This is a genomic window from Streptomyces sp. NPDC060064, assembly GCF_042736455.1.
In the GTDB taxonomy this organism is placed as follows: Bacteria; Actinomycetota; Actinomycetes; order Streptomycetales; family Streptomycetaceae; genus Streptomyces.
This window is the reverse complement of the sequence record NZ_JBHWWF010000085.1, coordinates 1-8,536: the sequence shown is the minus strand read 5'-3', so window position 1 is coordinate 8,536 and position 8,536 is coordinate 1. Positions and strand designations below refer to the sequence as shown.

The 8,536-nt window shown below is 68.3% G+C and carries 8 protein-coding genes; 2 read left to right on the top strand and 6 right to left on the bottom strand.

The window, feature by feature from the left end; genetic code table 11:
- Positions 1-384: 384 nt before the first annotated feature.
- The 6 genes from ACFWDI_RS40410 to ACFWDI_RS40385 all read right to left on the bottom strand — a co-directional run bounded on the left by ACFWDI_RS40410 (position 385) and on the right by ACFWDI_RS40385 (position 7,253).
- The gene (locus tag ACFWDI_RS40410) at positions 385-702 is read right to left on the bottom strand and encodes a hypothetical protein (protein WP_385312039.1); all 318 of its coding nucleotides are present in this window, start codon (positions 700-702) and stop codon (positions 385-387) included.
- Positions 703-1,013: 311 nt separating this feature from the next.
- On the bottom strand, positions 1,014-1,472 hold the full coding sequence (locus tag ACFWDI_RS40405; protein WP_385312036.1) for a hypothetical protein: 459 nt from the start codon (positions 1,470-1,472) through the stop codon (positions 1,014-1,016).
- A gap of 312 nt (positions 1,473-1,784) precedes the next feature.
- Positions 1,785-2,273 carry a hypothetical protein gene (locus ACFWDI_RS40400; RefSeq protein WP_385312035.1) on the bottom strand — a complete coding sequence of 163 codons (489 nt, stop codon included), beginning with the start codon at positions 2,271-2,273 and terminating at the stop codon, positions 1,785-1,787.
- A 3-nt stretch (positions 2,274-2,276) separates the two neighbouring features.
- Positions 2,277-5,807 (bottom strand): DUF927 domain-containing protein, encoded by a 3,531-nt coding sequence (locus ACFWDI_RS40395; protein WP_385312033.1) that lies wholly within the window; start codon positions 5,805-5,807, stop codon positions 2,277-2,279.
- Positions 5,808-6,156: 349 nt separating this feature from the next.
- Entirely contained in the window at positions 6,157-6,456 is a 300-nt protein-coding gene (locus tag ACFWDI_RS40390) for a hypothetical protein (protein ID WP_385312031.1), read from the bottom strand.
- Positions 6,453-7,253, bottom strand: coding sequence for a GntR family transcriptional regulator (locus ACFWDI_RS40385; protein WP_385312028.1), 801 nt, complete (start codon positions 7,251-7,253; stop codon positions 6,453-6,455). Before ACFWDI_RS40385 ends, ACFWDI_RS40390 begins: the two co-directional genes overlap by 4 nt.
- A gap of 224 nt (positions 7,254-7,477) precedes the next feature.
- On the opposite strand from ACFWDI_RS40385, the gene ACFWDI_RS40380 reads away from it, so the two are divergent.
- A complete protein-coding gene (locus tag ACFWDI_RS40380) occupies positions 7,478-8,038 on the top strand; it encodes an RNA polymerase sigma factor (protein WP_385312026.1) in 561 nt (186 codons plus the stop codon).
- Positions 8,039-8,041: 3 nt separating this feature from the next.
- Positions 8,042-8,353 carry a hypothetical protein gene (locus ACFWDI_RS40375; protein WP_385312024.1) on the top strand — a complete coding sequence of 104 codons (312 nt, stop codon included), beginning with the start codon at positions 8,042-8,044 and terminating at the stop codon, positions 8,351-8,353.
- Positions 8,354-8,536: the final 183 nt, after the last annotated feature.

Genomic DNA, 8,536 nt, shown 5'->3' with positions numbered 1-8,536 from the left:
ACAGTTGGTGCCACAGTTGTTGCCACTCACTGACGCCGCGGTGAGTTCCGGAGCCAGGGAACCCTCCACAGCCCCCACCACGGCAGGTCAGGGGCCCGCGGTCTGCGTATCTGCGCAACGGTGTGCCGGGCCTCATTGCGCAGGCCCCAGGTTCGGCGGAGCGGTCCGCCGGCGCCACTCACCATGGATGGTGGGTCGTGGTGAGTGCCCGGTACCGGGTACTCACCACGGGAGGCGGGCAACCCCTACAGCCCCCTCCACAGCCCCCACCACGGCAGGTCAGGGGCGGTTTGCGCATCTGCGCAAACGGTCTGCCGGGCTCATTGCGCAGATGCGCAATGAGCCCGGTCTCAGACAGCTCGGTTGGCTTGTGACGTCATGGGCTCACGAGGCTGTGACGTCATTCCTTGCTGTCCGGTAGCGGCGTGCGGCGGTGTCCGGGCTGACGCCGAGGGCGTCGCCGATCGCGGTCCAGCCGTAACCCGCCGCGCGGTCGGCGGTCACGGCTGCGGCGACTGCCCGGCGGGCGGTGTCCAGCAGCTCCAGGGCGGCCCGGGTGTAGGGGGTGCCGGGCTGGCCGAGTTCGGGCAGGTGCTGGGGGCGCCAGGCTGGCTGTTCCCAGTCAGGCTTGGCGACTTCTGGGTCGAGAAGGCCGGCGAGGCGTCGGGCCTCGGCCGCCACGGAGTACGCGGCAGACCGCAACCGGTGTCGCTCCTCGTCCGTGGCGTCCAGCCGTTCCTCTTGGTGTTCGAGGCCGCGTTGGAGGCGTTCGCGGAACCGGCGGGAACGGGATCGGCACCGTTCTGAGCAGAATTTCTGGGGCCGTCCGCCGTGTGGGCCGGGCTTCGGTAGGAGGGTGGTGCACCGTGGTCCGTGGCAGCGATGGCGTGTCATGGCGATTACTCCCAACCGGCCGGTGTTCCGCAGGCTTGCGGTCTGAGCCGTCCGTTTACGGGAGGGTTCCCGGTCGGCAAGATCGGCACACGCTGCGGGTAACCGGCCGCGAACCTGGATCAGGCAGCGTCCGTGAGCCGGTAGGCCGGAGCCATCAGGATGAGCACGGTCTTGAGCGAGATCTCGACGTGAACCCGGTCGAAGCCCAGCGACGATGCGAGCGCCCCGGCATGGCCGGGCAGCGGCATCGCGGGGAACCGCACTCCGTGGAATGCCTCGGAGCCTTCCTCGTACCCGGCGGCGTAGCGGTGGAGGTCGGATGCGTACCGGGCGGCGTGGCCTTCGCCGAACTCGATGTCGTCCTCTCGTGAGTTCCAGGCGAAGTTCAGCAGGAGTGCGGAACGGGTCTCTGGTTCGGCCTCGGCCCACCGCTGGTTCAGCCCCCGGTGGCCGGCGGCCTGTTCGACGTCGCCGCGGTACTGCTCCAGGGTCTCGCGGAGCTCCAGAGTGACGTCGGCAATCTGGATTCCGACGCCGAGCAGGCTTCCAGCCGAGGCCATCTGATCGAACACGTTCACAGAGTTCTTCCCCTTCGGGACTGAGTGATGGTGGGCCCATCCTGCACCCGCTCCAGTGCCGTGGGGGGCAGCCTCGCCCGAACGAGTGGTGAACCCGTGGGCTCATGGCGTCATGACGTCACAAGAGCCATGGGAACGGGCCCGCACCGATCGGTGCGGGCCCGGCGGAGGTGGGGGCGGAAAACCGCCTCGGAGGGAGTGGACTGGGGAGAGAGGCTGAGTCCCCTGATCCTTGCAAGCTGCGGTTCGCGCCTCAGCCTATCGACGCTGTCAACCCTGGTGAGGGGGAGCTGACGACTCTCAAGCGAAAACTCAACTCCAGTTGATGTAGTCGATGTTCGACTCCTCAGGCACGAGCTGGTCCGCGACGTTGACGTCCCAGTGGTCCGCGACCATCTGCGCGCACCTGCTCCAGTTGCCCTTCTCGTATTCCTGGATGAACTCCTTGGCCTTGTTGCCGCGGATGGTCCCCTGCATCCGGCCGCTCCACTCGGTGCTGGAGATGATCCAGTCCCCGTCCGCTTCGACGTCGATCGAGGAGGGGTACTCCCCCTCGGAGGGTGCAGCAGGGGCCGGGGGCGCCGGGGGTGCGGGCGGAGGGGCTTTCGGCGGTGCAGGGGGAGCGGGCGGGGTCGGTGCAGGGGCCTCCCCCTTCGGCTTGCGCTTGAGCTTGTCGGCCAGCCGGCGGAAGCGTCCGGGCTTCTTTGCCTCCGGCGGGGCCGTGGGCGCCGGCGCTGCTGGGGCGGGTGCCTCCTCCTTGGGCTTGCCCCGCCCGAACAGCTTCTTGATGTTCCAGGCCATCGGTCACTCCCCCCGCTTGGCGGTGTAGCGCTCAACCTCGACGTGCACGTTCTTGGTGTCGTCCTTGAAGGCGTGCAGCAGCTCGGTGAGCGGCGCGGTGTTCTCCGCCGTCCACTGCCCGCCCTGCGAGCCCAGCCGCATCCCGGCGGGCTTCGCCTGCTCCGGGTCCTGGTGGTCACTGGCGAACCCGGCGGCGTCCACGTTCACGTACAGCGGCGTCACCTTGTCGTCGCGGGCGTAGTCGCGCAGGTTGCGGTACATGTTCGCCGTCGCGTGGGACAGCAGCATGAAGGCCCAGTCCGGGCGCCAGTAGATGTCCGCTGCGTACGCCTGGCCGGTGGCGTGGTCGGTCTGCGGGCCTGCCGTGCGGCCCAGGTAACCGCGGAACGACTGGTACATCGCGCCGTTGACCTGCTTGGCCCACTTCGCGCCGGGGCGCCCTGCCTCAGCCGCCGCGACGATGTAGACCCGGCTGTCCTTCACCTTCTTGTAGAAGCCCTCCAGGGCCCGCTTCGAGGTCTCCCACACCCACGCCTCGAGGATCTCGGGCGTCCAGCCGGGCCAGAGCTCCAGGAGCAGGTCCATGCTCGGGGTGGCCACCCAGTAGCCGCCCTCCTCAGCCTCCTCGAACACCAGCGGGGGCAGACCCGGAAGCGCGACCGTGCCCGGGATGGACGCGATGCGCCAGTACCCGGCGAACCGCTTGTCGTAGGCGATGTCCGGTCCCGTGGAGTGGGTGGGCTCCCCGGTCCCGAGGCGGACGTTGGAGAACGCGGGCAGCCAGGCCGCTGTCTTGTCGTACTCCTGGATCCACATCGCGGCGGCCTCTTCGGGGGTGAACTCCTCCAGAGGCTTCTCCCACTTCTGCGGCACCATCGTCGGGATCTGCACCGTGGCCGGGACGACCTCCCGGCCACGGATGGCCTCGCACACGACGTCCTTACGCTTACGACCGCCCGCGAAGTCCTCGGCCGTACGGTTCGGGCTCAGGTAGTACGGGTGCACCTCCGGGTAGTCGTCGCGTCCATGGACGGTGGATAGCGTCCACACCATCAGCGCGTCCAGCAGGATCTCCGGCGTCTCCGGGCCAGCCAGTCCGCCCAAACGCTCCTGCTTGGCCTTCTTGATCCGGTCGTCGTAGGCGGGGATCGCCACCGACAGCCGCGAGTCCCGCGCCTTGTCGTCGGCCAGCCGCAGCGTCATCCAGGCCGTCAGCGCCGCCGGGTACATCTCCGCGATCGGGGAGCCCGCGCCCGGCGTCGACCACGGGTGAACGGCCGGTGACTGCGGCCCCGGCTTCCTGACGTACGCCGTGGCGTCCAGCCCCTTGGCCTCCCGCTCCTGCTCCCGCGCCAGGTGCTGCCGCTCCCGGAACGTCGGCAGCCCCATAGGAGCCAGGGCCTCCTCGTGCACGTACAGCGTCTTGAGCCCGTACGCCTGCATCAGAGCCGGGACGCCGTCCACCGAGGACGGCAGCGGCACGTGTACCGAGCCGCAGTTCGGCAGCAACAGACGGCCGTTGCCCAGTACGCCGAACCGCAGCGCGGACGCGGTCCGCCCGCCGGCCTTCCCCGACAGCACCGCGAACGCCTCGTCGGTCACCGCCGCGACCGGCGCCGGGAACACGACCGCAGGGGCCTCACTCGGCATCGGCGGAACCACCATCTCGGCCCCGCTTTCGGGGGTGGTTCCGCTCTCTTCTTTAAAGAGCACGAGCTCAGGGGTGGTCCCGGTGGTCCCGGTGGTCCCGGTGCAGGTCAGAGGCTCAGAATCTGGGACCACCCCCCCCGTTTCAGGGTGGTCCCGGGGGGTGGTCCCACCCGGGAACTCCGAACCGCGACCACCCTGCGGGCTGTCTTCCGGCTCGTTCTCGGGGGCGAAGTTCTCGGCGGCCTTCGCGGTGTTGAAGCAGTGCATCCGGATACCCAGGCCCTGGTCCTGGAGCGAGCGCGGGAGCTTCCGCTGCGCGTGCTTTCCGGTGCCCCGGATGTGCACGCCCAGCTCGTCCAGGTGCCGCAGCGCCGCCGTGACGTTGTCGATCCCGGCTTCGGTGGCGGTCTGCCGCACCACGGGGTCGATCACCCACCACTGGCCCTTTGCGGAGTCGGTGAACCCGCGCAGACGACGGAACCCTTCCTCTGCAGCGGACGGCAGCTTGTCGATGTCGGGGAAGGCCGACGCCTCGATGCGCAGTGCGTCCAGCGCGTTCCACAGCCGCTCGGAGTCAGGGATGTTCGCCTCGGCGCTGACCTCGATGGCTTCGGCCAGCCGTGCGGCGGCCTCGACCTCCGCAACCGCGCCCAGGCCCGGGATGCCGATGGCCGTACCGAGCATGTGCGCGCCGACGACCCACGCCATGTGCAGCTCCGCGATCGTCGCGGCGATGCCACCCTGTGCCGGGCGGTACTTTGCGCAGAGCTCCAGGTGCAGCTTGCGGAGCTGGGCAAGGTTCGGGGCCCGGTACATGCCGAGCTTCACCGCCCATTCGACGGGCCACCCGCCGTGATCCCGGGCGAGCCGCTTGAGCCGCTTACTGATGTGCTCCGCGCCCGGGTGGCCTTCCTCGGCAGGGGCGCCTTCGGAGTCGACCATCTTGTTCGGGAAGAACGGCGCCTTGAACTCCTGCAGCCGGCTCGCGAGGTCTTCCGTCTGGCCCTCGAACTTGAGCGGCTCGTTCGAGCTGGAGAGGATCACGGAGTGCCAGAAGCCGTCCGACTCGCGGGGGCTGCCATCGGCGGTGCCCATCGCGCGGATCGCGCCCGCGACCATCTGCGAGATCTCGCGCGACGACTCCTTGATGGTCCGGCCGCTGGAGCTGTGCTCGTCCAGGGCGAGCGGCAGGTAGCCGCGGAGCCGCAAGTTCTGGGTGATGCCCTGCTTCGAGCTGTTCCAGGTCATCCAGAGGGACTGCCGCCGGGGCTTGATGTCCCCGTAGCAGCCTGCGCAGATGGTCAGGATCGTGGACTTGCCCTGCTGGCCGGGACCGTGCACGGACACCATGTGCGCGAGCATGTCGAGGCTGTCGAGCACGGGGCCGGCGAAGTACGCGCCCGAGACCAGAGCGGACTTGCCGTCCATGCTCATCCACGCGCCGATCTCGTCCCACGCCTCGCGGGCGGCCTTCTCCTCACCGCGAAGCACGCGGTAGCCGAGGGTCTGCGCGTCGGCGTCCGGGAAGACCAGGTCACCGTTGTCGTCGTAGTACGTCCGGGCCGAGGTGACCGGCGCCTTGTCGCCTTCCTCGCGGATCAGCCGCGCGAACGAATGCCGCTCGTCATTGCCGGTCGGCCGGCGCATCCCCATCTTCGCCGCCCACGTACCGCGGTCCAGCTCGTCCTCGGTGAGGATGCGGCCCCGCCGCTGACGCTTGCCGACTGCCAGGTACTCGGTACGGATGTCCTCACCGTCGTCGGTGAGATGCACGATCTGCGCCGTGATCTTCGGCACCTGACCGATCGGGAGCGCGGGGCCGTCCTTGTCCTGCCGGTGCAGGATCATCCGGGTCGACTCGTTGTAGTACCAACCGCGCTTCATACCCGCGATCGGACGGCAACCTGCCGGGATCCCGTCCCGCTCCAAGTTGCTGACAGAGCCGCCCTGGCGGGGGATCTCTGCCGTCTTCTGGTGTGACACGTGCGCCCTTCTGGGCCACCGCCGGAGTGATCGTCAGGTGGGGGAGGAGAAATCTCCCCGCCTCTGCCTTACACTCGGCAATGACTGCTAGGTCAACGCGAACCCGCTTTCCGGACTTCGACCCTTTGAGGCTTCGACCCCTCAAAGGATCCGGATGCGGGTTTTCGCGCGTTTACGGATCTTGCTTTTGGTCTGTGCAGCTTACGCGGCGTAGCGGACACCCCTACTGCTGGTAGGGACACCACTCGGTTCAGTCGGCGTTCGGCGCCCTGCCCACCAGGCCGGACAGCAACTCAACGATCTGGGCCTGGTTCCGGTCGATCTTCTGGTGAAGTTCGGTGAAGCTCTCGCCGGTCTCCTCGATGAAGCGGTCGAGCTTGCCTTCGACGTCCATCAGCCGGTTGTCCATGGCGGCGATGTCGCCGCGCACGATCTGGAGCGCGTTTTCGTAGCGGCGGGTCAGCGCGGCGATCTCGCCCTGCGCGATCGGGTCTTCGGGCATGTCGTCCTCGTTTCGGTATCGGTCCAGTCTGCCGTCCAGACCGGTCACTGTTGCTCCTGGGGAGTAACGGGTGCTACGGGCCACTGGGCGGATTCGTCACGCCGTAGCTCTGTCACCAGCTCCACCCGATCGGCCGGGATCACGCGCACGGTGACGTCCACGGGGCGCCCGAGGGTGGGGGACATGCCGACCAGGACCAGTTCGAGCACGGTCGATTCCGGGCTGATGTCCAGTAGGCCAGCCTCTTCATCACTCGGTGTTCGAGCACGAGCGTGCTCGGTCCACTCGATCGGGCCGTGCCCCGCTTCCTCAAGGCGGTCGATGTAGCCGCCGGGGCCTGTGTCAGCGTCGGCGGCCCGTGGCGCGTCGCGCACAGCTTCGGGGCTCAGCCAGGTGTCAACGATTTGGAAGCGTGGTTCATCTGCCGGTGATGTCACCCGGCGACGTCGTAGGACAGCGATCCCCGGTTCGATGCCTAGGAGCGACGCGACGCGCTCTGGGACGGGTTCGTATGACCGGACCGCTCTGCCGTGGACGATCCAAGGTTCCCCCGCGTGGGACGCGGCCGGGAAGACGTAGCCCCTTGCGGGGTCGCGCATGACGGTCTGCCCGCGTCCGATCCGGCGGCGCTGTATGCGCCAGTCCAGGACTCGGATGCCGGCCTTCTTCACGACCCTGATCAGCCCCTCGCGCTCCAGGACACCGAGCGCGGAGCTGATTACGCCGCGCCCGACGCCATAGATCTCGGTGAGTTGCGCGTACGTCGGCAACTTCCCGCCGATGGCGTACTCACCTGCGTGGATGCGCGCTCGCAGGTCATCAGCGACCTGCTCATACCGGGGCATGTGCCCTCCCTTCGTTAGTACTGGAGTGATCCTCTCATGGAAAACAGTACCGGTACTGTTTGACATCCCACCAGTGGGGGAGCACTATCAGTACCGGTACAGCTTTCATTAACGGGAGCAGTACTGTCCTGTGCACGAAACGGTCCCGGACCAGCGCGCGAACGCCGGAAGCCGGGACCTGAGACCGAACCCGACTGAAGCTGACAGAAGGGGCCGATCCTGTGATGGATCGTATCGACGTACGTAGTACGAAGCCGCAGGCAGTGCGGCTCTCCGCAGAAGCCGCGGACCGCCTTGACCGGCTGTTCCGCCTCTACAACATCCGTCTTCTCGGCTTCGCCTCGACGCGTGTCCGCAACCGCGACATCGCCGCTGCCGAGGACATCGTCTCGGAGACATGGCTTCGCGCCGCTGTCTCCCTCTCCCAGCTCAAGGCCGCCGACGCTCAGGCGTACGGCTGGCTCTGCGCCATCGCGTTCCGGGCCGCCGTCGACTACTACCGGCCCCGCCGCGCTCTCCCAGACGAACCGCGACTCGTCCGGCAACAAGTCCGGGAAGCGGTGACCGTCGTGGCTCTCTTCCGCCGCAGCGAGAAGGCCGCCGACGACTTCGCGCGTACCGGCCGCCTCCTGGAGGGCCTGGAAGCGGCGTATGCCGCGCGGACCGGCTCCCCGACTGCTGATCTCCCGCTCACCGACTTCGAGGACGTCGTCATCGAGGGCGCGATGCCGCTTGCGGGCGAGACGTACCCGCCCGCCGGCCACACCTATCCGAGGAAGGGCTGACCCATGGCGAACACCCGCCGCCTCGACCGCGAGATCGCGGCCGTGAAGCGCAAGTTGGAGCGAGTCCGCTCCAAGGACTCCAGTGCCCTCCCCGTGGGAGACCAGGCCAAGCTCGCCGGACTCACGGGAGTGGTGTTTGCCAAGGCCACCCGCCTCAAGTCGTCGCCCATGGCTGAGCGCGGTGCCGCACGGATCTGGCGCGGTGCCGAGGAGCGGTTCGCCGCCGACCTCCGGGTCCTGGAGAGCGAGCGTCAGCAGCTCATCGACCAGGAGGCCGCTGCCCGCCGCGCGAAGAAGTCGTCGGGGTGGTGGTGACCGTGCGGAACCTGATCGCCCTCCTGCCGAATCGGTGACCTGTCCGCCTTCCGTGGTGACGTCATGGAGCCGTGAGCCCATGACGTCACCACGCCCCGAAAGGACCTGATCGTGAAGTTCAAGACCACCACCGAGTACCGCACCGAGCCCCGTGAGATCACCGTGGACGGCAAGACCCACACC

Excerpts from the sequence above, each read along its gene's own strand:
- ACFWDI_RS40400 (WP_385312035.1), bottom strand. The coding sequence starts at position 2,273 with ATGGCCTGGAACATCAAGAAGCTGTTCGGGCGGGGCAAGCCCAAGGAG.
- ACFWDI_RS40395 (WP_385312033.1), bottom strand. The coding sequence starts at position 5,807 with ATGAAGCGCGGTTGGTACTACAACGAGTCGACCCGGATGATCCTGCAC.
- ACFWDI_RS40385 (WP_385312028.1), bottom strand. The coding sequence starts at position 7,253 with ATGCCCCGGTATGAGCAGGTCGCTGATGACCTGCGAGCGCGCATCCAC.
- ACFWDI_RS40380 (WP_385312026.1), top strand. The coding sequence starts at position 7,478 with ATGGATCGTATCGACGTACGTAGTACGAAGCCGCAGGCAGTGCGGCTC.
- ACFWDI_RS40375 (WP_385312024.1), top strand. The coding sequence starts at position 8,042 with ATGGCGAACACCCGCCGCCTCGACCGCGAGATCGCGGCCGTGAAGCGC.